The organism is Streptomyces sp. NPDC093544, from assembly GCF_040683495.1.
GTDB lineage: Bacteria > Actinomycetota > Actinomycetes > Streptomycetales > Streptomycetaceae > Streptomyces.
This window is the reverse complement of sequence record NZ_JBFBEA010000030.1, coordinates 35755-58394: the sequence shown is the minus strand read 5'-3', so window position 1 is coordinate 58394 and position 22640 is coordinate 35755. Positions and strand designations below refer to the sequence as shown.

Sequence of the window (22640 nt, the reverse complement as noted above, 5' to 3'; positions counted from 1 at the left end):
CGTGGCCTCGGAGACATCTGCCGACCGGGGGGTTCCTGCCTGGCGGGCGAACCGTGGCCGCCCGGCGAGCGCCGCCGCTTTCCTGCGACTTGATCGGCCGGACAGGGCCTAGCAGCAGGCCGCGTCGGGCGGCAGTTCGTGTCTGGCGATCAGTGGTAGCACCGCTGAAGTGAGCATGTCCCGATACTCCTCGGCCGGTTGCGACGGCCGCTTCCGGCTGAATGCCACGAGTTCGCGGAAGAAGCCGGAACCCATCCGCCGTGCGTGCTTCGACCACTCAGTGGGCACAGCGTTCTCCGGAGCTACCGCCATGCCGATGCCCTCGATGGCGAACTGCAGGGCCGCGGACACCTGGCCGGTCCGAGCAACGGCTCGAGGGGCGAAGCCGAGGCCCGCCGCCACCCAGTCGACGACCTCGCTCATGCCCTGCTCGGGCTCGTAGAGCACCCAGTCGGCCGCCGCCAGCTCAGCCGGCTCCGCGGCTGCGCCGATTTCGTATTCGTCCGGTCCGACGACCACCATCTGCTCATAGCCGAGCGAGACGGCAGGCCCCTCCCAGACCGGCGGCCGCGGCCCGACGGCAAGGTCACCCTGCCCGCTGCGAGCGGCTTCCTCGAGGTCACGGCGGTGCGAGAAGTCGTGGAGGCGGAGGACTGTCGTGGGGAACAGGGAGTGCCACCGGGCGGCGGACGGGGGCAGTACCCCTGAGGCCACAGACCTCACCGTGAGCACATGCACGTCGCCCTTGCGTCCTTCGATCACCTGGCGAACGGAGTCCTTGGCATCTTGGGCGGCCTGGACCACGCGCTGCGCCTGAGGGAGGAAGACCCTGCCCGCAGGAGTCAGGGTCACGCCGTGGCGGCCTCGTTCGAGGAGCTCGGTGCCGAGTTCCTTCTCCAGAATGCGGATCTGCTGCGACAACGAGGGCTGGGTGACATAAAGCCTGGTTGCGGCTCCGCTGAACGAACGGCTCTCCCAGATGGCGAGGAAGTATTCCAGCTGGCGCAGCTGCATCCGGTCAAGCTACCTGACACCAGGCCTGCCCGGAACAGCCGTGGCTGCGGCGGTTTTTCGGTCATCGACTCGCCGCACCGGTGCATGCGCAGGCTGGTGGGCGAGCCTTTGGGCGGTGGATCCTCTTACCCGACCAAGGAGATGCTGCCGTCCTCACGTACCAGCCGTGCCAGCAGATAGTCCACTTCTTCTCGCGCTGCGGCCGACAGGACGGCTGCCGGGCTGCGCTGGCTGTCGGACGTGAGCAGACCACGCCGTTTCATGACGTATTTACGCACCGCCAAACCGATTCCGGGCTGCTGTTCGTAGCGCAGCAGGGGCAGGTGCGCGTCGAAGATGTCGTGGGCGGAATCACGGTCTCCCGCCGCCGTGCGGCGGACCACTTCCACGAGCATTTCCGGGAAGCAATAGCCGGTCATTGCACCGTCCGCGCCACGCTCGGTCTCAAAGTCCAGGAAGAGCCCGCCGTTGCCGCACAGGATCGACAGGCGCGGCATGTCCCCGGCGGCTTCGAGCCGTCGTAGTGCACTGATCTTCTCCAGGCCTGGCCAGTCCTCGTGCTTGAGCATGACGCAACCCGGCGCATTGCGTGCGATACGTGAGATGACCGAGGGGCTCATGATGACGGAAAAGGACAGCGGATAATCCTGGATCACAAAAGGAACTTGCGTACCGATCTCCTCGGTGACCCCCCGGTAATAGGCCACGATCTGGTCATCGGTTCGGAGCGTGTTCGGTGGGGCGACCATGACGCCGGCCGCGCCGGCCGCCATGACATCCGAAGTGAGTGTTCCCATGGCCGCGTATCCGGGTGCCGATACTCCGACGACGACCGGAAGGCCTGTCCTTTTCAGGACATGGTCAACTATCCGGACCCCTTCATTATGGGCGAGCTTGGGTGCTTCGCCCATCTGCCCGAGCAGTGTAAGACCAGTGACACCAGCCGATTCATAGAAGTTCACAAGTCGACTGAGCGAGTCGAAGTCGATGCTCCCTTCGTTGTCGAAAGGAGTCGGCACGATGGCGAACACCCCTTTCGTCTCGCGGGTGAGCATCACCATGGTCAGAACTCCCTTGCAGCAGGATATGAGGATCAGATACTTGTGATGAGGCCACCGTCGACACGCACCACCGAGCCGGTTATGTAGGAGGCCGGGGCGCCGGCCAGAAAGGTGATCATGGAGGCATACTCGCGTGGACTTCCGTAGCGGCCTGCCGGAATCGTCGCGAGGCTCTCCGCCGAGACCTGCTCGACGGTCTTTCCTTCTCGCTCCGCCTTGGCTCGGTCAAGAAACTCGGTCCGCTGGGTTCCGATTCGCCCCGGCGTGACGACGTTGCACGTCACGCCGTCGGCCGCGACCTCCCGGGCCAGCGTCTTCGACCAGCCGAGGAGACTGGCGCGCAGTGCGTTCGACAGGCCCAGGTTCGGGATGGGTGCGATGACACCGGAGCTGGTGCTGGTGATGATGCGGCCCCAGCCCCGGCTCCTCATGGCGGGTACGACACTGTCGGTGATGGCGATCACCGAGAGGACCATCGACTGGAAGTATTTGCCCCATACAGCGGGATCCTGGCCGAGAACGGGTGACGGTGGCGGTCCGCCGGTGTTGTTCACGAGTATGTCGACCGGGCCGAGAGATTCCTTGATTTCTCTCATATTGCCCTCGATTGTCCCGAGTTCTCCGATATCCCATTCCAGGGGAAATGCCTGCCCGCCCATGCTGATGATGGCCTCGGCTCGCAGTTTCGCTGCTTCGGGGTTTATATCGGCGACCGCCACTTTGGCTCCTTCTTCTGCGAGCATTTGGGCAACGGCACCTCCGATCCCGCCTCCGCCGCCCAGCACGAGCGCGGTCCTGCCGGCAATCCCTAGATCCACTGCGCTGCTCCTCACATGGCGAATCAGTTTCCCGACCGCTCGGTGAATGCCCGATTCGGTGACTGTCGCACAGCGGCCGTGCGGGTTGCCAATAAGAATCTTCCACACCATCGATAGGAAGCGCTTATGCGACTCGTATAGGCAGTCCCTATAGGAGTCGGCAACGAAACCTCTTGGACAGATATGCCCGGCTCACCAAGACTCGTGGTGATGCCCGCCGGGGCATGAAAGGGAGCCACGTCATGTCCTTGCCGGAAACAATGCTGGCCGCGGTGCTGGGCGAGCCGGGGATCATCGGGACCAGCAGGCTGCCCGTCCCGCAGGTCGGGCCGGAGGACGTTCTCGTCCATGTCCGCAGGGCGTCGCTGTGCGGAACGGACCTCAAGATTCGCAGCCACCAGTTCTTCGGCGAAGGCGGGCCCGCCTCCGACCTGTTCGTACCCGGCCATGAGTACGCGGGGGCGGTCGCGGCCGTCGGGAGTGCCGTCGACGAGTTCCAGGTCGGCGATCGAGTGGTCACCGAGGCCCACCGGGGCTGCATGCGGTGTGCCAACTGCCTGGCCGGGGCGTATACGGACTGCCTCAACTACGGAGACAGGCGCAAGGGCCATCGGGTGCAGGGGATGACCGTCAACGGAGGCTTCGCCGAGTATGCGCTCAACCATGTGTCCACCCTGTACCGGCTCCCGGACTCCGTCGACTTCGACTCGGCCGTGGTACTCACCACCGTCGGCACCGTCATGCATGCCCTCGATGTGCTCGGGACGCTGATCGTCGGCGCGAGCATCGCGGTGATCGGTCCAGGTCCCATCGGACTGCTGGGGGCACAAGTCGCCCGCGAACTCGGGGCCCAGACGGTCGCTCTGATCGGTACACGGGATGCCCGGCTGGAGATCGGCAGGAAATTCGGTGCCGATCTGACTGTCAACTCCCGTGACGAGGACGCCGTCGTGGCGGTCCGCAGCGCGACCGGGGGACAGGGCGTCGACGTCGTCCTGGAATGCTCGGGGGCCCCGAGCGCGGTCGACGATGCTCTGCGCATGGCCAAGCGCTCCGGCAAGGTCGTGCTCGTGGGGTTCTTCGACCGACCGGTCACGGCCGACCTCAACCACGCCGTGATGAACGGCATCTCCATCGAGACGGTCCGGGGCGAGGGGGCCGGCTCAGTAGCCAGAGCGGTCTCACTGGCGGGCCGCGGACGGCTCCGCACCTCCGAGCTGGTGACACACCATTTCGGTCTCGAGGACGTCGCGGAAGCCTTTGACACATACGCGGAGCGCAGAGGCAATGCCATCAAGGTGATGCTGGACGTGTCCGAGGACACGGAGCGGTCCCATGTCGGCTGAGGGCCCGTCGCGGTCGGCGCCCGGTGTCACGGCTTCGGGGCGTGAGGTGGTGGCTGCCGCCATGGCCGGTGCGGCGGCGGCGTGGGTGCGCTCCCTCATGCCGGAGCAGCTGGCCGTCGCCCAGCGTGGCTCCCCGCTGACGCCGGGGGCGGAGGCCGAGCGCCTGAAGTGGTTCTACACGCCGACCGATCACGGCGGGCTGGCCATCCGGGACCAGACGCCCCATCAGGAGAGCCTCGCCATGCAATTGGTGGCATCCGGACTGTCCAAGGCGGGATTCGCCACGGTCGCGACGGTGATGGGTCTGGAGAACATCCTCGACCAGGTCGAAGGCTGGCAGGTCGGCTGGGGCCGACGGCGGGGCCGAGACCCGGGGCTGTACTGGCTCAGGCTCTTCGGTCGGCCCGGGGATCCGGTCTGGGCATGGCGATTCGGCGGCCACCATATTTCCCTGAACAACCTGGTTGTCGCGGGCAGAGTCGTGTCGACGACGCCGTGCTTCGTGGGCGCCGACCCCGCGGAGACCGAGCTCTTGGGCGGATCGTTGCGACCCCTTCACGGACTGGAGCATGCCGCCCGGCAGTTGGTCTCATCCCTTGGCGCGAGGCAGCGGCGGCGCGCGTTGCTCCATGAACGAGCGGTGTCCGACATCGTCTCGGGCAACAGGGCGACTGTCGCGCATGGCGACACCATGATGCATATGCAGGACCTGTGGCGCGGACAGTTCGCTGACCGAAGGCTTGCGGACCTCGTCGACGACATCGACCGGCGCGCGGAGGAAGGCAGCGGATACACCGAGAGGGACCATGCCGCTCTGGCGATCTCCATCCCGCCGAAGGGGATCGGCGCCCGGGACCTGGACGCTGATCAGCGCGCGGATCTACGGCGGCTGCTCGCTCTGTACACCGGCCGGGCTCCGGAGCGGCTCGCCGATGCGTACGCCGTGCACTACGCGGCCGCGTCGGTGCTCGACGAGGTGCATTTCGGCTGGGCGGGCGGTACGGAGGCCGGAGAGCCGCACTACTACCGGGTACAAGGCCCCAACGTGCTCATCGAGTACGACAACACCCAGCGGGGCGCCAATCACGCGCACTCCGTATGGCGGGACCTGACCTCTGACTTCGGGCTCGACGTCCTGGCTGAGCATCGGGCACGCTCCGCGCACTAGGCCGATCCGGACGTGCGGCTTCCCGCATGAAGTGCCACTCGCGGGCGCACGGCTCCCGTGGCTTCATGGACCAGGTGGAATCCCTCAGCGTCCCTCCTCTCCAAGCCGGGCCATTCCCTCCTCGGCACACCGGACCACCTCGGCGTCGAGGTTTCCGAAGTCCTGTCCCGCCATGGCTCCGGCGGCGACCCGGGCGGCGATTCCCTGCGCGATGACGGCGAACTTGAAGTGCGCGAAGGCCTCGTAGAGCGCGAGGTGGTCCAAGGAAGCACCGGTCGCCGCCGCGTAGCGCTGCGCGAGGTACGCCCGGCCCGGAAAGCCGGCTCCAGTCGTCACGGTCGGCGTGAGCGGCGACTCGGTCTCGCCCGCCTCGCGCCAGTAGAACAACAGCAGCCCGAGATCCGTCATCGGGTCGCCGAGTGTGGAAAGCTCCCAGTCGAGCACGGCGGCGACGCGGCCCGGATCGGCCAGGTCCATCAGGCAGTTGTCGAGCCGGAAGTCGCCGTGCACGATCGAGGACCTCGGCATGGCAACCCTCTCGAGCAGCGCCGCGAGCCCGGCGCCGAGTTCATCCAGCGCGGGAACGTCGCGCGTCTTCGACTTCGCCCACTGTCCCTGCCACCGCCGCACCTGGCGCTCCAGGAAACCCGTCGGCCTGCCGAAGTCCGTGAGGCCGACCTCGGCAGGGCCGACCGCGTGCAGTGCGACGAGCACGTCGATCAGCGCGTCGGCGAGTGCGGTACGGTCCGGAGCCGCTTCGGCGTAGGCCGGCGGGAGACGGTCACGGATGACGTGACCGGGCACCTTCTCCATCACGTAGAACGGCGCACCGATCAGTTCGCCGTCCAAGTCATCGAGGAGAACAGCGGCGACCGGGACGGCCGAGTCCCGCAGTGCCCGCTGGACTCGCGCCTCGCGTCCCATGTCGTGCGCGCGGGGAAGGAGCGCCCCGGACGGGGGCCGGCGCAGGACGACCGCGCCGGCCTCACTCGTGATCTCGAACGTGAGGTTGGACTTTCCGTCGGCCAGTAGCGTCGCGTCGAGGCGGAGCCAGCGCTCGTCGTCGAGGGCCGCGGCCAGGGCCGGCGCCAGCCTCTCCAATCGCACCAGGGGAGAGAGGTCCTCCCGCGTCGCGTTCACCTGTTCCTGCACGGCCTCGGGCACGGAAGGGGTGGTGGAGTGCATAACGGCTACGCTAGCGCCGAAAACATGATTGTGGATACGTTGACTCCGCAAGTGCCCTGGCGGCGCTCGGTGACTCGACGAGGAGGGAAGATTTCGTGGCTTCAGAGATGCCCGCCGTCCCCGGCAGCCCCGCCTGGTGGGCGAGCCGCCCGCCGGCCCCCACCTACCGCCGTGGGCGTCCCCCCGTGGATGCCGGACGGATCATCGACGTAGCCCTGAAACTTGTTGATGAAGTCGGAGTCCAGGCGCTGACCCTCCGGATGCTCGCCGACACCCTTGAGTCGGGCACGGCGACGCTCTATCGGCACTTCAGCGGCAAGGACGAGCTGCTTGCCCATGTGGTCGACCGGATCTTCGGCGACGTACGGGTTCCCCTTGGCGCGCTGGACGGACTGACCTGGCGTGAAGCCGCGACAGTCGGCGCGGAGGCCTTCTACGAAGCCCTGTGCAGACATCCCAACGCACTGCCCCTGCTGGTGGCACAGGTTCCCGTCGGCCCCAATGGCCTCCTCAACCGCGAGCGCATCCTCAGGCTGCTCCTGAGTCACGGGTTCTCGGTCGGCCTGGCCGCCCGCGCGTTCACCGCGATCGGCCACTACGTGGTCGGCTTCGCCATCCAGCAGCACGGCCCCGGAGCCGCTAGCCCAGAGGGCGGGGCACAGCTGCGGGACTACTACCGCTCGCTGGATCCGGCCGTCTACCCGGCCACCACAGCCGTGGCCGAGGAGCTGACCTCCGTGCCGCTGCGCGAGGAGTTCCGGTTCGGCCTGGATCTGCTGCTCGACGGACTTGAGGGGGTCCGGCGAGCGGGACCGGAGTGAGGGCATCACAATGAATCGGTCCAGCACATTGATTGATCACGAGTCGATCGGCAGAAGAGATGGAACTGCGCCATCTGAAGTACTTCCTCGCCGTCGCCGAGACGCGTAACTTCACCCAGGCCGCCGCGAACTGCTACGTCGCACAGTCCGCGCTCAGCCAGCAGATCGCCCGCCTGGAGAAGACCGTCGGCGCCCCGCTGTTCAGCCGCACGAGCCGTTCGGTGCGACTGACGGCCGCCGGTGAACTGCTCGAACCGCTGGCCCGGCGGATCCTGGCCGACGTGGACAACGCCCAGGCCGCGGTCGACGCGCTGGCTGGCCTGCGTCGCGGGCGGCTGCGGCTGGGCCTGGTCCAGACACTCGCCGGCTCGATCGACATGGTCGAGGTGATGGCCGAGTACCACGCCCGCCATCCCGGTATCGACTTCGATGTCGCCAACGCCCCCAGCTCCGAGATGACCGCCGCCGTCCTGTCCGGCGGCCTCGACGTCGCCGTGGTCGGCCTCGGCTCGCACGAGGTGCCGGCCGGCCTCGATCACCGGCTCCTGGGCAGCGACCCGCTCATGGTGATCGTGCCGCACGACCATCCCCTGGCGGACCGCGACGTGATCGACCTCGCGGACCTGCCGGAGGGCCACCAGCTCATCCAGTTCGCTCAGGGCACCGGGCTGCGCCACCAGGTCGAGGCCGCTTTCGCACGAGCCGGCGTGGAACCGGGCCGGCACTTCGAGGTCGGCCAGGTGTACGACATGGTCCGGCTGGCCGCACGCGGTGTCGGCGTCACCGTCGTACCGCGCTGGTCCGTCTTCGCCGCCGGATCCCCCCTGGGTCCGTACCCGCATGGCGTTCTGCCCGACGGCGCCCGGGCACTCCGCCTGGCAGACCCGGCGGCGGTGCACGATGTCTCCGTGGTCTACGACAGCAAGCGGCTGCCACCTGCTGCTGCCGCGTTCCTCGACGTCGTGGAGCGGCACGGGGTCGTCGTGGAGCGGCACGCGGACGGAGTGGAGCCGCACACAGTGTCGTAGAGCCGCACGGGACGGCGTGGAGCGGCATCCGTCGAATTGATCGATCGGTGGAACAGATCGCTGGACGCACATCCATATGTTGGACGCGAGGCCGAGTCTGCCTGACGCTGGAAGAGATCCACCGGGAGTACGCCGCACTCCCGGGCCTCGCGAAACGGAGCGCCGTCGTGTCTGTCGCACTGAGAGACGCATGGACCACCGTCGTCCCCGACATGAAAGGCCGGCACGGCCCGCTACCGCCTCTGATGCTCGCGCTGACGGTGGTGACCGGCCTTGTGGACGCCTTCAGTTATCTGCTGCTGGGGCATGTCTTCGTCGCCAACATGACCGGCAACGTCGTCTTCCTCGGCTTCGCCATCGTCGGCGCCGCCGGATTCTCCCTGGCCGCCCCGCTGGTGGCGCTCGGCACCTTCGCCGTCGGCGCCCTGCTCGGCGGCCGCGTCGCCCACCGGGCCCGCCACCGCGGGCGGTTGCTGCACCATGCGCTGCTGGTGGAGACCTTCCTCATTCTGGTCGCGTACGTCATCGCCCAGACCGTCGGCGCCCCGTACGCGGGCGTCGCCCGTTACGGGCTGATCGCGCTCCTCGGGCTCGCCCTGGGTGTCCAGAACGCCGCATCCCGAGCCCTCGCCGTCCCCGATCTGACCACGACCGTGCTGACCCTCACCATCACCGGCATCGCCTCCGACAGCCGAGCCGCCGGAGGCAGCGGCGGCAAGGGCGGACGGCGTACACTCTCCGCGGTCGCCATGCTCGTCGGCGCCCTCGTCGGCGCCGCCACCGCTCTGCACGGCACCCCGGCCGTGCCCCTGCTGATCGCCACCGTGCTCCTCGCGGCAGTCACCGTCGCCGCCTTCAAACTGGCCCGATCCGACGGCGCCTGGACCGCTCCGCTGTGACACGGGTGCGGGTGCACCACCGTGCACCTGGGCTCAGGTGAAGAGTTCGCCTCTCTCGGCCTTCTCGACCAGGGAGGCGGGCGGAACGAAACGCTCGCCGTACCGCTCCGCGAGGTCACGCGCCCGGGCGACGAAGCCGGCCGGGCCGCCCTCGTACTGGTTGATGTATTGGACGACGCCCCCCGTCCACCCCGGGAACCCGATACCGAAGATCGACCCGATGTTGGCCTCGGGGACGGAGCGCAGCACACCCTCGTCGAAGCAGCGGACCGTGTCGATGGCCTCGGCGAAGAGCATCCGCTCCTTCATGTCCTCGAAGGGGATCTCGTGGCCGGGCTGGGTGAAGTGCGCCGTCAGTCCGGGCCACAGTCCGGTCCGCCTGCCGTCCGTGTAGGCGTAGAACCCGGCGCCGCTGGAGCGTCCCTTGCGGTTGAAGTCGTCGATAAGCCGGTCGATGACGGCCTCGGAGCCGTGCGTGGTCCACGTACCGCCCTCGGCTTCGAAGCCGGCGATCGTCTCCTGGCGGATCTTGCGTGGCAGGGTCAGCGTCAGCTCGTCCATCAATTGCAGGGCCGGAGCCGGATATCCTGCCTGGAGCGCGGCCTGCTCTATCGAGGCGGGATGGATGCCCTCGCCGACCATGGCCACGGCCTCGTCCAGGAACTTGCCGATCACCCGGCTGGTGAAGAAGCCCCGGCTGTCGTTGACGACGATGGGCGTCTTCTTGATCTGCCGGGCGATGTCGAGCGCCTTGGCGAGCGCGGCGTCGGAGGTGTTCTCGCCGACGACGATCTCCAGGAGCGGCATCTTGTCGACGGGGGAGAAGAAGTGCAGGCCGATGAAGTTCTCCCGGTCCTTCACTCCCTCGGCGAGCTGGGTGATGGGCAGCGTGGAGGTGTTGGAGCCGAGGAGCGTGCCGGGCTCCACGACGTCCTCGATCTCCTGGAATACCTTCTGCTTGAGTTCGGGGCTCTCGAAGACCGCCTCGATGACCAGGTCGCAGCCGCGCAGATCCTCGGCCCGCGCCGTCGGTGTGATCCGGGCAAGGACCTCGTCGGCCTGCTCGCGGGTGGTCCTCCCCCGGCTGACGGCCTTGTCGAACAGAGCGGCCGAGTAGGCCTTGCCCTTCTCGGCGGCCTCGGCGGAGACGTCCTTGAGGACCACTTCCATGCCGCCGCGGGCGCAGACGTACGCGATCCCGGCGCCCATCATCCCGGCGCCCAGCACCCCCACCTTCGTCGCCCGCCAGGTGTCGTACCCCTCGGGACGGCTGCCGCCGTTGTCGATGTGCTGGAGGTCGAAGAAGAACGCCTGGGTCATGTTCTTCGAGATCTGACCGGTGACCAGCTGCACGAAGTAGCGGCTCTCGATGAGGAAGGCCGTGTCGAGGTCGACCTGAGCACCTTCGACGGCCGCCGCCATGATGTTGCGCGGCGCCGGGTAGTGCGCACCGCGCAGCTGCTTGCGCAGATTGGCGGGGAAGGCCGGGAGGTTGGCGGCGAACTTCGGGTTCGACGGGGTGCCGCCGGGGATCCGGTAGCCCTTGGTGTCCCACGGCTGTACGGCGTCGGGGTGCTCGGCGATCCAGGCCTTGGCGCGGCCGATGAGTTCCTCGGGGGTGTCGACGACCTCGTGCAGCAGCCCGAGGTCCAGGGCCGTGCGCACTTTGTGGCGCTGCCCCTGGAGAAGCACGTTGAGCAGGGCGTCGGTGATGCCGAGCAGCCGCACGGTGCGTACGACACCTCCCGCGCCCGGCAACAGCCCGAGGCCGACCTCGGGCAGGCCGATCTGTGAGCCCTTCGCGTCGAGTGCGATCCGGTGGTGGCAGGACAGGGCGATCTCGAGACCGCCGCCCAGCGCGGCGCCGTTGACCGCCGCGACGACGGGCCTGCCGAGGGTTTCCAGCCTGCGCAGCAGGGCCTTGATGCGGGTGACGAACGCCAGCGCGTCGGCGGCGTCCTCAGGGCCCGCCTGGATGAGTTCCGTCAGGTCGCCGCCCGCGAAGAAGGTCTTCTTCGCGGAGGTGATCACCACGCCGGTGACCGTGTCCTTCGCGGCCTCCAACCGATCCACCACCACGGCGAGGTCGTCGATGAACGCCCGATTCATGGTGTTGGCCGACTGCCCCGGGGCGTCCATCGTGAGGACGACGATGCCGTCCGCGCCCTCTTCCCAGCGGATGTGCTTCTGCTCGGTCATTGCTGATGTCTCTCGTCTCGGTGGTCGTGCGTCTCGATGGTCGCGTTCGTGTCGCGGGGTCAGAGCCGCTCGATGACGGTCGCGATTCGCGGGGTCGGAGGCGCTCGATGGCGGTGGCGATTCGTAGAGCCGGAGGCGCTCGATGAGGGTGGCGATTCGCAGGGGTCAGAGCCGCTCGACGACGGTGGCGATGCCCATGCCGCCGCCGACGCACAAGGTGCACAGTCCGTAGCGCTGACCGCGCCGCTCCAGCTCGTCGATCACCGTGCCGACGATCATGGCGCCGGTCGCGCCGAGCGGATGGCCGAGGGCGATCGCACCGCCGTTGACGTTGACCTTGTCCAGCGGGACGCCCATGTCCTTGGCGAAGCGCAGGACCACGGCGGCGAAGGCTTCGTTGACCTCGAACAGATCGATGTCGTCGACGGTCAGACCCGCCTTGGCCAGCACCTTGCGGGTGGCGGGCACAGGTCCGGTGAGCATGATCGTCGAGTCCGAGCCGGAGAGCGCGGTGGCCACGACGCGGGCTCGGGGAGTGAGGCCCGCCCGGCGGCCGGCCTCTTCGCTGCCGACGAGCAGCAGCGCGGCGCCGTCGACGATGCCGGAGGAGTTGCCGGCATGGTGGACGTGGTTGATCTTCTCGACCCAGTGGTACTTCTGCAGCGCCACCGCGTCGAAGCCGCCGGCCTCGCCCATCACCTCGAACGACGGTGTGAGCGCGGCAAGGCCTTCGAGTGTGGTGTCGGGCCGGACGTACTCGTCGTGGTCGAGCACCGTCAGACCGTTCTGGTCCCGCACCGGCACGACCGAGTCCTTGAAGTATCCGGCCGCCCGCGCCGCCGCGGCACGCTCCTGAGACCGCAGCGCATAGCGGTCCACGTCCTCGCGGGAGAAACCCTCGATGGTCGCGATCAGGTCGGCGCTGACGCCCTGGGGGACGAAGTAGGTGTCGTACGAGGTCGCCGGGTCCAGCGGCCACGCCCCGCCGTCGGAGCCGAGGGGCACCCGGGACATGGACTCGACCCCGCCGGCCAGCACCAGGTCCTCGGAGCCCGAACGCACCTTCTGCGCAGCGAGGTTGACGGCTTCCAGGCCGGACGCGCAGAACCGGTTGACCTGCAGGCCCGCGGTGGTGTCGGGCAGTCCCGCCGCGAGGGCGGCCGTCTTGGCGATGTCGCAGCCCTGGTCGCCGACCGGGCTGACCACACCGAGGACGACGTCCTCGATCAGCTGCGGATCCAGGGTGGGATTGCGCCCCCGCATCTCGTCGATCAGACCGACGACCAGCGATACGGGCTTGATCCCGTGCAGTGAGCCGGTCTTCCTGCCCCGGCCCCGGGGGGTGCGGAGCGCGTCGTAGACAAAGGCTTCAGTGGTCAAGGGAGACGGTCCTCTCTCTGCGGGCCCGCCGTCGTCCGGCTGCCGTCCCGCTGTGTCGCCCGCTCGATCGAGGCAACCTAATGCTCATTAACTTGAATGACACGAGTTCCTGATGTCAAGGGGGCTCTGTCCGCCAACAGGTTCTTAATTTCAGTTAACCTTGGGCGGTGAGAGGATCTATCGCATGCCGACGCCCGCACCTCGCCAGCGCACACGGACCGCCGCCCCGGGGCGGCAGTCCCGACGCGATCAGCTGGCGCTGATCGCCGCCGGGCTGTTCGCGCAGCAGGGCTTCCACAACGTGTCGGTCAACGACATCGCCGCGGCGGCCGGAATCAGCGGCCCCGCCATCTACCGGCACTTCAAGAACAAGCAGGCGATCCTCGCGCACCTGGTGGTCGGGGGGCTCGCGCAGGCCGCGGACATCGTGGAGCGGCATCTTGGCGACGGCGCCGCACGCGAGGGTGCCGGAGGCGACGGTGCCGCACCCGAGGGCGTCTCTCCGGCGGAGCGTCTGGGGGCGGCCCACGAGGAGCTGGCGGCATTTGTCGTCGGCAGCCCCGAGTTCGGCGTCCTGTGGCGGCGCGAGGGGCGGCATCTCGCGGCAGCGGACGCGGAGGAAGTGACCAAGGCCGCGGCGCGGGCGACTGTCCCCCTGGCCGCGGCACTCGGCGAACTCCGGCCGGAGCTGCACCAGGGGGACGCCGAACTGCTGACGTGGTCCGCCCTCAGCGTGTTCGGCAGCATCTCCGACCACCGGGTACGGCTGCCGCAGACCGCTCTGGAAGACCTGCTGACGGCCATCGCGCTGGACGTCCTCGCCGCCGACGTGCCCGCGGCGCGAGAACGCGGCGGGCAGTCACCGGCGGCACAGCCGAGAGCCGCTCTGCTCGACTCCCGAAGGGAGCAACTCCTCGCCGTGGCGGCAGGGTTGTTCTGGGACCGCGGCTATCACGCCGTCACCATGGAGGAGATCGGCGCCGCGGCCGGGATCGCGGGCCCCAGCATCTACAGCCATTTCGGCGGCAAGATGGAGCTGCTCCAGACGGTCGCGAACCGCATCGGCGAGCACCTGCGACAGGCCGTGTTCCAAGCACAGCGAGCCGACCTGGAGGCCGGCGCCACTCTCGGCCTGCTCGCCAGGTCCTACGTCGACACGGTGACCGAGCACCGGGACCTGGTCGCCGCCTACTTCCGCGAGGGCCACAACCTGCCCGGCCGGGACCGCGCGGAGGTGCGCCGGTTCCAGCAGGCGTACACGCAGTACTGGGTCGATCTGGTCGCCGCGGTCGCTCCCGAGCGGTCGGCCAAGGAGACCCGCATCCGCGTCCACGCCGCCTTCGCCCTGGTCAACGACATCGCGCAGACCAAACGCTTCATGGCACGCCCGTACCTCGCCGACGACCTGCACCCGCTCATGCTCACCGTCCTCCTGCCGGGCCGAAGCGGGACCGAAACAGGGGCGGAGAATCGGAACACAGCTATTGACGCTGCGGCAACAAAGCTACCCGGGGTATCCGATCTACACTGACCCGCAGTGCACGGGAACCGGCCTTGTTGACACCCCAGGCAGTGAGGACTGACATGAGCGTCGAGCCACGGGTGAGGCAGCGGCTGGAGCCGGACGAGCGCAGGGCCCAGATCATGAAGGTGGCCCGCGGACTGTTCGGCGAGTATCCGTACGAGGCGGTCGCCACCACCGACATCGCCCGCGCGGCCGGGGTCGCGCGAGGGCTGATCAACCACTACTTCGGGGACAAGCGGGGCCTGTACCTCGCCGTCGTGCGCCAGCTGGTGACAGCGCCCTCTCCCATCGCCGACGACCTGCCCAACTCCGCGGTCGAGCGGCGCGTCACCGTGCTCATCGACCGCTGGCTCGACCTGGTCGAACGCAATGCCTCGATGTGGCTCACGGCCATCGGGAGCGAGGCGGCCGGCCGGGACCCCGAGATCGACGAGATCCTTTTCCAGGGCGACGAGATCGCCACCGACTGGGTGATCCAGGCGGCACGGCTCACGGAAGCCGACGAGTGCGTGGACGAACTCAGAGCGGCCGTCCGTTCCTTCGGCAGCATGATGCGGGCGGCCTCCAGGGAATGGCTCGTGCGGGGTGCCTTCACCCGCAGTGACCTGCACGTCCTGCTGACCGACACGCTGCTGCACCTGCTGAACGTGACCTTCCCCGCGCTGTGCGCGTCCCGCAGGGCCGCCCGGTAACCGGTACCTTCCCGCCTCCTCAGTCCTGGCCGAACCGCCGACGTGTTCTGAGCCGTCGCGATCCAGCTCTATTGACACTGCGCCAATAAAATCGCCATGCTGGACATCATCAGCCCTGCGGAGGAGCACAATGGAGTACACGCAGATCGGCTACGAGGTGAGCGGGCGCATCGCGACGGTGCTGCTGAACCGCCCCGAGTCCCGCAACGGCTACACGATCCGGATGGCCGACGAGATATCGCACGCCTTGCAGGCCGCCAACACCGATGACGAGGTACGCGTCGTCGTGCTCACCGGCGCGGGCGACGACTTCTGTGTCGGAGCGGATCTGAGCGGCGGCGGCCTCGACGTCACCGAGTCCGACGAGTCATCGCCCGTTCCGGCCTGGACCGAACCCGCCACCCGGGTCACCCGGCAGCTGTATCGCAGCGACAAGCCGGTCATCGCCGCCGTGCGCGGTGCGGCGGTCGGGGTCGGCGCGACCATGATCCTGCCGGCCGACTACCGCCTCGCCGCCGACGACAGCAGGTTCGGCTTCGTCTTCTCCCGCCGAGGCATCTATCCCGAAGGCGGCTCCACCTGGTTCCTGCCCCGCCTGGTGGGCATGGGACGCGCACTGGACTGGATGGTCAGCGGTCGGCTGATCCCCGCCCGCGAGGCACTGAGGTCCGGGCTGGTCAGCGCCGTCCACCCCTCGGCCGACGTACTGGACAAGGCGTACGAACTCGCCCGCGAACTTGTCGAGAAAACCGCGCCCGTGTCGGTCGCCGTCATCAGGCAGGCCCTCTACCGCATGAGCGCCCTCGACTCTCCCGAACCCGCCTTCGCCCTCGACTCGCGGCTCATCGCCAGTTGTGCGCACAGCGCCGACGCGGTGGAAGGAGTCGTCTCGTTCCTGGAGCGGCGTCCACCTGCCTTCAAGGGCCTGACCGGCAGCGACCAGCCGGACTTTCTGCCCTGGCGTTCCCGCACCGGTACCGACACCCCGGAGATGAACTGATGCCCGCGACCCGACCCCGCTGGAGCGACGACGAACTCGAAGCGGTACGCCGTCTCGCGCGCACCTACTTCGAGAAGGAGGTCGCGCCCAACGAGGAGAAGCACGCCGAACAGGGCCACCCCGACAGGTCGCTCTACGCCCGCGCGGGGGAGCTGGGCCTGCTGGGCATGACCATCCCGGAGGAGTACGGCGGTGGCGGCGGCACCTTCGCCAACCTGGCCGTACTGATCCAGGAACAGATCCGCAGCGGCGCGGACAGCATGGGCTTCGCCGTGAGCGAGGGCATCGTCGCGCACTACCTGCTCGCGTACGCCACCGAGGAACAGAAGAAGCGCTGGCTACCCAGGATGTGCGTCGGTGAGTGGGTCGGCTCGATCGCCATGACCGAACCCGGCACCGGCTCCGACCTCCAGTCGATCGCCACCCGCGCGGTACGGGTCGGAGACGAGTACCTCGTCTCCGGCACCAAGACCTTCATCTCCAACGGCCACCTGTGCGACTTGATCATCATCGCCGTCAAGACGGACACCTCGCAGGGCGCCGCCGGTATATCGCTGCTCGTCGCCGAGGTCGACGACAACACCCCGGGCTTCACCCGCGGCCGCATCCTCAAGAAGATCGGCCAAAAGGGCCAGGACACCAGCGAGTTGTTCTTCGACGAACTGCGCGTCCCCGCCGGCAACGTCCTCGGCGGCCAGGAGGGCCTCGGCTTCTACCAGTTGATGGAGCAGTTGCCGCAGGAGCGTCTCATCACCGCGGTCATCGCCCAAGCGGTCACCGAGGCGGCCGTCGCCGTCACCCTCGACTACACCAAGCAGCGTGAGGCCTTCGGCAAACCGCTGTTCAGCATGCAGAACACCCGCTTCGAACTCGCCGAGTGCGCCACTATCGCCCGCGTCAACGCGACCTTCCTCGACGACTGCATCGAACGGCACCTCCGCGGCGAACTCGACGCCGCCACCGCCTCGATGGCGAAGTACTGGATCACCGACAGGACCGGCGAGGTCGTCGACCGCTGCCAACAGCTCTTCGGCGGCTACGGCTACTGCCTGGAGTACCCCATCGCGCACATGTACGCCAACAACCGCGTGCTGCGCGTGCTCGCCGGAGCGAACGAGGTCATGAAGGAACTCATCGCCCGGTCGCTGTAACCGGGCGCGCCGAGAGCGGAGTGCGGACGCGGGGCCGATGGAGCGGAGGTCCGGTCGTGAGGCCTTTCTCCCTCAGGCCGGGCTCCACTCGATCTTCAGTGCGCGTCCCTGTGCGCGTCCCGCCTCGGCGGCGGGCGCGCGGGTGGACGGGTCCAGCGGGTTGGCGCCGATCGCTGTCCGCGACGCTTCGTCCGGCTCGATCATCGCGACCGCGGCGCCGGCCGCCCGCAGCTCCTCGATGGCCTTGGCCAGTGGCTTCTCGCTAGGGAACAGCTCGGTGCTCCCGAGCGGCGCGAACACCAGCACCTGCGTCGCGCCGACGGCGTAGTCGGCGTTCTCATTGGAGCGGACGCCCCCGTCGATGTACCGCCGCCCGTCGACCGTCGCAGGAGGCCACACACCCGGCACGGCGCAGCTCGCCGCCACGGCGTCCACCAGGCTCACGCCCGAGGCACTGTCGAACACCCGCGGCTCCCCGGTCTCGGCATCGACCGCGACGATCTTCAACGTACGAGTCGGCCACTCGTGCGACGGCAGCCGCGACTCGATCACCGCGCGCCGCTCCGACTCCGCGACGGTCTCGGCGTCGAGCGCGAACCTGCCCGCGCCGCGCCTCATCTCCGCGGTTGTGGAGGAGCTCTGCAGCAGCTCGAAGAGCTGTGCACCGAAGCTCTCCAGGTCCACCTCGACCATGATCTCGGCGTTCTGCCGCTCGGGCTCGGCCTGCCGGGCGTACAGCTCCTCCAGGCTCACCCCGCTCCCCAGCTGCGCCGCGACGGTCGAGCCCGCGGACGTCCCCACGATCACGTCGGCCCCCGTAACGTCCTGACCCGCATCGGCCAGTCCCGCCAGCAGCCCGGTCATCCAGGCGATCCCGGCAACACCGCCACCGCCCAGCACCAATGCCTCAGCCATCTCATGTCCTTCCGCCCGCCGACGTATCCACGGGAACTCTAGAACGCCTGTTGGCACCCCTGCGATGTGAGGGACCCAAGGGCCGGTGCTTACGATGGCGCTGTGACGCGCTTCGGACAGTCGGCTCGGCCGCAATGGACATTGCGGTTCACCGGGCTGCTGGTCAGCGCTCTGTTGTTGGGCCTGCTCGGTATGCACGGCCTGGGCCCGGTCCCGGTGGCCACCGCTGCCTCCGGACACGACCGGACCATGGTGGCCGCGCCCATGGACGCCACGGCGTCGATGCCGGACACCTGCGATCACGACGAGGGCGGCTGCACGGGACACGCGGATCACGCGGACGCGGTGTGTGCCGCCACGTCCGTGGCCGGGGCTCCCGCGGTGGTGCCGGTGCTGGTGCCCGACGTGGTGGTCCGCGCCGGGGTACCGGACGTACGCACCGCGCCGCCGAGCGGCGGGCCCGACGGCGGCCGAGCACCACCCTGCCTGTCCGAACTCCAACTCCTGCGGATCTAGAGCGGCCCACGTGGCGCCGTACGCCCATGAGGCGCGGCGTCGCGCGCAGGCATGCCCTTCACCGACCCGGTCACATCCCAGGAGTTCCACCATGACCGCACACCGCACGATCATCTGTCGTACTGCCCTCGCCGCCACTACTGCGGTGGCCGCACTAGTCCTGACCGCCTGCAGCGATGGCGCCGGCGGCGGGCACGACATGGGTTCGATGGAGTCCGACTCCAGCCCGACCGCGACCGCGACTACCTCGGCCAAGCCCGGCGATCACAGCGCCGCGGACGTCTCCTTCTCCACGGAGATGATCCGGCACCACCGTCAGGCGATCGAAATGGCCGAACTGGCCGACAGCCACGCCTCCTCGCAGCAGATCAAGGACCTCGCCACGAAGATCAAGGGAGAGCAGGACCCGGAGATCAAGACGATGTCCGGCTGGCTCACGTCGTGGGGCGAGGCGGTTCCCGAGGACATGTCCGGCATGGAGCACGACACGTCGTCTGCCATGCCCGGCATGATGAGCAGCGCCGACATGGACAAGCTGAAGAAGGCCTCCGGCGGCGACTTCGACGCGATGTTCCTCACGATGATGGTCCAGCACCATGAGGGCGCCATCGAGATGGCCAAGACCGAGCGGGCCAACGGCACATACGCTCCCGCCAAGAAGCTCGCGGACACTGTCGTGACGGCCCAGAGCGCCGAGATCGAGCAGATGAAGCAGATGCTCGACAAGAGCTGACGTACAGCCAAGGGGTGGACCGGCGAGGCGAGGGCCTGCCGGTCCACCCGTCGGGTCCGCACCACGTCAACCCTCCGAGTCAGGGATGAGCTGACGAGCTTGCAGGGGCAAACGTCATGCCCCGATAGGCTGTGCGGCGCGCGGTCCTGCGCGTCAGTCGGGTGAACTCGCTGCTGCCTGCCGGAGGTTGTCCGTGTCCGTGGACCCACCTGTTGATCTGCTGGTGAAGGACGCCCTGCTGCTCGTCGTGGACGATGAGCGGGAGATCCCCGGCGGTTGGGTCGCCATCAGCGGCGGCCGGGTGAGCGCGGTCGGTGTGCCCGGCACGGAGCCGGGGGCCACTGCGGTGGTGTCGGCGGCAGGCCGCCTGGTGACCCCCGGGCTGATCAACACGCATCACCACATCTACCAGAACCTCACCCGGTCCTTCGCCCCGGCCGTCAACGGCTCCCTCTTCGACTGGCTGACCACCTTGTATCCGCTGTGGGCGGCGCTGGACGAAGAGGCCTCATACGTCTCGGCGTACGTCGGGATGGCCGAGCTCCTGATGGGCGGCTGTACGACCTCGATGGACCATCTCTACGTCCATCCGCGCCCAGGCCTTGTGGACGCGCAGATCAGGGCCGCGCAGGACATCGGCTTCCGCTTCCACGCGACCCGCGGATCGATGACACGCTCCGTCGAGGACGGCGGGCTGCCGCCACGCAGCGTCACCCAGTCCGAGGAAGAGGTGCTCGCCGACAGCGAACGCCTCGTGAAGGCCTTCCATGACCCTTCGCCGGGGGCGCTCATCAAGGTGGCGCTCGCGCCGTGTTCGCCGTTCTCGGTGACCCGGGAGCTGATGATCGCGACCGCGGAGCTGGCCGAGCGGCTCGACGTGCGCCTGCACACGCATCTGGCGGAGGACCGGGACGAGGACACGTACTGCCAGGAGATGTACGGCTGTCGGCCCGTCGAGTACTTCGAGGCCACCGGCTGGATGAGCGACCGTACCTGGGTCGCGCACTGCATCTACCCGAACGACGCGGAGATGCGACGGCTGGCGGCGGCCGGAGTGGGGGTCGCACACTGCCCGAGCTCGAACATGCTCATCGGCGGGGGCACCGCCCGGGTGCGGGAGATGCGCGAACTGGGCCTACCGGTGGGGATCGGCTGCGACGGCTCCGCCTCCACCGACCACGCCTCGCTCTGGCTGGAGACCCGCGGCGCGCTGCTTCTGGGGCGCTATCGGGGCGGGCCGGGCGCCATGACCGCGCGCGACGCCCTGGACATCGCGACCCGGGGATCGGCGCGCTGCCTCGGGCGGGCGGAGGAGCTGGGTCATCTGCGGCCCGGGGCCTGCGGTGACCTCGTGGTGTGGGACGCGCACCCGGTGGCCCTCGCCGGCGCGCTCAGCGATCCCGTCGAGGCCTGGCTGCGTTGCGGGCCCGCGCGGGCCTGGACCACGGTGGTCGGCGGCCAGGTACTGGTGGAGCGGGGGGAACCCGTACTGCCCGCTCTCGCCGGCGTCCTGCGTGACCACACCCGTATCGCACGGAGCATCCAGAACCTCGCGTAGCGGTGAGTTCCCGTCGGTTCATCCCGTTCGCTCCGTCTTGCGAGAGGTCGCACCGACTGTTCGCGATCGGTGAAGTGCCTTGCGTGTCCGCGCGATTGGGCCCGCCTAGTAGCGGGCGTAACCACCTGAGTTGGCGCCCCGACCAGCACAGCAACCCCGACAACGTCACCGACTGCACAGCTACTACAGACCAGTACGGCAATGTGGCCCACCTGCAAGGCGAGTTCGAGGGCGAGCGGGCCACGACAGCACCTGCGTTTCTGATAGGACCGATGCATGGCGATTGAGCGGTTCATCGGTATCGACCTTGCCTGGGCGCAGGGTGGTCCCCGCTCCAGGCCCAATGAGACGGGCGTCGCCGTCATCGACGGACTCGGCCAGGTGATCGACTGCGGCTGGACCCGTGGCCTCGAGGAGACGATGTCCTGGCTCGGTGAGGTCGTCGTCGACGGGGCGTCCCTGTGCTTTGTCGACGCGCCGCTGGTCGTCGACAACCCGACCGGCCAGCGACCGTGCGAGCGGGAGGTGGGCCGACGGTACGGCCGCTGGAAGGTGAGTGCCAACAGCACCAACCAGGGCTCTCCCCGCCTGGCGGGGGTGCTCCTGCGAGAACATCTGCGGACAGCGGGCTGGGTGTACGACGACGGCCGAGCCGGGCCACCGACTGGCGGCTTGACCATGTCCGAGTGCTACCCGTACACGACCCTGGTCGGAGCGGCCGAGTTGGGCTACGACCAGGAGCGGCCCACGTACAAACGCCGGCCCGCGCGCGTGCCGGCGGCGCAGTGGCGGGCGGTGCGCGCCGAGGAGTGCGACAAGCTGATCGCGCGCGTTGCGGGCCTGGCCGACGTTGATCCGCCCCTGCTTCTCTCCTCCCACCCGGTTTCGCGTCGGCTGATGGAGGAGCCCACGCCTGAGGCGTCGGCCGACTACAAACACCGCGAAGACCTCATCGACGCGCTGTTGTGCGCGTGGACGGCAGCGCTGTGGGCCCGTCATGGATACGCGCGCTGTCAAGTACTGGGCGGAGACAGCCAGGTTGCCTTGGGAACCGCCGCCACCATCATCGCGCCCGCCCGTCCTGAGCAGAGGCGGGGCAGGACGGCGCCCTGAGCCGGCAGGACCGGAGTCGGGTCCAGCGTGCCGAAGGGTGCGACCCGGGATCCCCGGGGACATCAGCCACGCGGTGCACGGCGAAGGGCAACAGGACGCGGCGCTGTGCTAGGTATGAGCGCATGCCGCTCCCGCGTCTTGTGCTCGCCGATTCACAGTGCCGCTTGCTGGCGGAGCTGGTTCTTGAGCAACTTCCGGATCCTGCCGAAGGCGAAGAAGCGGAAGTGGTCATTCTCGCGCGAGGTCTGGACGTAAGCGAGGTGCTGCGTGATGTCCAGGAGCTCGGTTTCCTGGGACTCGCTCTGAGGGAGGACGGTGCGGTGGCTGCCACTGATCTGGGCGCGGCCATCCACTATCAGGCGCTCCACGAAGCCGCGGAGTCCCGGCTGACGGATGTGGTGCGGTTGGTCGCAGCTGTTGAGGACGACCATCCCCATCTGACGCGCGCCGTGCGGCAGTTGGTGCAGGGCGATGTCACGCTTGATCAGGCGCTCGCGAGCATGGACCGAGGGATCTGA

21 protein-coding genes are annotated in these 22640 nt (G+C 68.6%); 14 read left to right on the top strand and 7 right to left on the bottom strand.

Going from position 1 to position 22640, the window contains the following annotated elements; translation table 11 throughout:
* Positions 1 to 108: 108 nt before the first annotated feature.
* From AB0N66_RS35045 to AB0N66_RS35035, 3 genes are all read right to left on the bottom strand, one after another.
* On the bottom strand, positions 109 to 1014 hold the full coding sequence (locus AB0N66_RS35045) for a LysR family transcriptional regulator (RefSeq protein WP_365442681.1): 906 nt from the start codon (positions 1012 to 1014) through the stop codon (positions 109 to 111).
* 125 nt (positions 1015 to 1139) lie between these two features.
* Positions 1140 to 2075, bottom strand: a complete 936-nt coding sequence (locus AB0N66_RS35040) for a dihydrodipicolinate synthase family protein (protein ID WP_365442679.1) — start codon at positions 2073 to 2075, stop codon at positions 1140 to 1142.
* 32 nt (positions 2076 to 2107) lie between these two features.
* A complete protein-coding gene (locus tag AB0N66_RS35035; RefSeq protein ID WP_365442677.1) occupies positions 2108 to 3004 on the bottom strand; it encodes an SDR family oxidoreductase in 897 nt (298 codons plus the stop codon).
* Positions 3005 to 3135: 131 nt separating this feature from the next.
* Here AB0N66_RS35035 and AB0N66_RS35030 point away from each other — a divergent pair, with 131 nt between their 5' ends.
* Together AB0N66_RS35030 and AB0N66_RS35025 are read left to right on the top strand one after the other, a co-directional pair.
* The gene (locus tag AB0N66_RS35030) at positions 3136 to 4239 is read left to right on the top strand and encodes a zinc-binding dehydrogenase (RefSeq protein ID WP_365442675.1); all 1104 of its coding nucleotides are present in this window, start codon (positions 3136 to 3138) and stop codon (positions 4237 to 4239) included.
* Positions 4229 to 5407 (top strand): DUF3500 domain-containing protein, encoded by a 1179-nt coding sequence (locus AB0N66_RS35025; RefSeq protein WP_365442673.1) that lies wholly within the window; start codon positions 4229 to 4231, stop codon positions 5405 to 5407. Before AB0N66_RS35030 ends, AB0N66_RS35025 begins: the two co-directional genes overlap by 11 nt.
* Before the next feature lie 84 nt (positions 5408 to 5491).
* Here the strand turns inward: AB0N66_RS35025 and AB0N66_RS35020 are convergent, their stop codons facing one another.
* Entirely contained in the window at positions 5492 to 6592 is a 1101-nt protein-coding gene (locus AB0N66_RS35020) for a phosphotransferase family protein (protein ID WP_365442671.1), read from the bottom strand.
* A 95-nt stretch (positions 6593 to 6687) separates the two neighbouring features.
* On the opposite strand from AB0N66_RS35020, the gene AB0N66_RS35015 reads away from it, so the two are divergent.
* From AB0N66_RS35015 to AB0N66_RS35005, 3 genes are all read left to right on the top strand, one after another.
* Entirely contained in the window at positions 6688 to 7413 is a 726-nt protein-coding gene (locus tag AB0N66_RS35015) for a TetR/AcrR family transcriptional regulator (protein WP_365442669.1), read from the top strand.
* A gap of 59 nt (positions 7414 to 7472) precedes the next feature.
* Positions 7473 to 8441, top strand: coding sequence for a LysR family transcriptional regulator (locus AB0N66_RS35010; RefSeq protein WP_365442667.1), 969 nt, complete (start codon positions 7473 to 7475; stop codon positions 8439 to 8441).
* 167 nt (positions 8442 to 8608) lie between these two features.
* Positions 8609 to 9340 (top strand): YoaK family protein, encoded by a 732-nt coding sequence (locus tag AB0N66_RS35005; RefSeq protein WP_365442665.1) that lies wholly within the window; start codon positions 8609 to 8611, stop codon positions 9338 to 9340.
* Between the two features lie 33 nt (positions 9341 to 9373).
* On the opposite strand, the gene AB0N66_RS35000 is transcribed toward AB0N66_RS35005, so the two are convergent.
* Both AB0N66_RS35000 and AB0N66_RS34995 read right to left on the bottom strand, forming a co-directional pair.
* The gene (locus AB0N66_RS35000; protein ID WP_365442663.1) at positions 9374 to 11539 is read right to left on the bottom strand and encodes a 3-hydroxyacyl-CoA dehydrogenase NAD-binding domain-containing protein; all 2166 of its coding nucleotides are present in this window, start codon (positions 11537 to 11539) and stop codon (positions 9374 to 9376) included.
* A gap of 165 nt (positions 11540 to 11704) precedes the next feature.
* A complete protein-coding gene (locus AB0N66_RS34995; RefSeq protein ID WP_365442661.1) occupies positions 11705 to 12919 on the bottom strand; it encodes an acetyl-CoA C-acetyltransferase in 1215 nt (404 codons plus the stop codon).
* 184 nt (positions 12920 to 13103) lie between these two features.
* On the opposite strand from AB0N66_RS34995, the gene AB0N66_RS34990 reads away from it, so the two are divergent.
* The 4 genes from AB0N66_RS34990 (at position 13104) to AB0N66_RS34975 (ending at position 17287) form a co-directional block, all read left to right on the top strand.
* Entirely contained in the window at positions 13104 to 14450 is a 1347-nt protein-coding gene (locus tag AB0N66_RS34990) for a TetR/AcrR family transcriptional regulator (protein ID WP_365442659.1), read from the top strand.
* Between the two features lie 53 nt (positions 14451 to 14503).
* Positions 14504 to 15136 (top strand): helix-turn-helix domain-containing protein, encoded by a 633-nt coding sequence (locus AB0N66_RS34985; protein ID WP_365442657.1) that lies wholly within the window; start codon positions 14504 to 14506, stop codon positions 15134 to 15136.
* Positions 15137 to 15266: 130 nt separating this feature from the next.
* Complete coding sequence (locus AB0N66_RS34980; protein WP_365442655.1) at positions 15267 to 16136, top strand: enoyl-CoA hydratase-related protein; 870 nt, start codon at positions 15267 to 15269, stop codon at positions 16134 to 16136.
* Positions 16136 to 17287: an acyl-CoA dehydrogenase family protein gene (locus AB0N66_RS34975; protein WP_365442653.1), complete on the top strand. Its 1152-nt coding sequence runs from the start codon at positions 16136 to 16138 to the stop codon at positions 17285 to 17287. Before AB0N66_RS34980 ends, AB0N66_RS34975 begins: the two co-directional genes overlap by 1 nt.
* Before the next feature lie 72 nt (positions 17288 to 17359).
* On the opposite strand, the gene AB0N66_RS34970 is transcribed toward AB0N66_RS34975, so the two are convergent.
* The gene (locus AB0N66_RS34970) at positions 17360 to 18202 is read right to left on the bottom strand and encodes a patatin-like phospholipase family protein (protein WP_365442651.1); all 843 of its coding nucleotides are present in this window, start codon (positions 18200 to 18202) and stop codon (positions 17360 to 17362) included.
* 102 nt (positions 18203 to 18304) lie between these two features.
* Here AB0N66_RS34970 and AB0N66_RS34965 point away from each other — a divergent pair, with 102 nt between their 5' ends.
* The 5 genes from AB0N66_RS34965 (at position 18305) to AB0N66_RS34945 (ending at position 22640) form a co-directional block, all read left to right on the top strand.
* A complete protein-coding gene (locus tag AB0N66_RS34965) occupies positions 18305 to 18718 on the top strand; it encodes a DUF6153 family protein (RefSeq protein ID WP_365442649.1) in 414 nt (137 codons plus the stop codon).
* A gap of 91 nt (positions 18719 to 18809) precedes the next feature.
* Complete coding sequence (locus AB0N66_RS34960; RefSeq protein WP_365442647.1) at positions 18810 to 19451, top strand: DUF305 domain-containing protein; 642 nt, start codon at positions 18810 to 18812, stop codon at positions 19449 to 19451.
* Between the two features lie 199 nt (positions 19452 to 19650).
* Positions 19651 to 21009, top strand: coding sequence for an 8-oxoguanine deaminase (locus AB0N66_RS34955; RefSeq protein WP_365442772.1), 1359 nt, complete (start codon positions 19651 to 19653; stop codon positions 21007 to 21009).
* A gap of 276 nt (positions 21010 to 21285) precedes the next feature.
* The gene (locus AB0N66_RS34950) at positions 21286 to 22122 is read left to right on the top strand and encodes a DUF429 domain-containing protein (protein ID WP_365442645.1); all 837 of its coding nucleotides are present in this window, start codon (positions 21286 to 21288) and stop codon (positions 22120 to 22122) included.
* A 122-nt stretch (positions 22123 to 22244) separates the two neighbouring features.
* On the top strand, positions 22245 to 22640 hold the full coding sequence (locus AB0N66_RS34945) for a hypothetical protein (protein WP_365442643.1): 396 nt from the start codon (positions 22245 to 22247) through the stop codon (positions 22638 to 22640).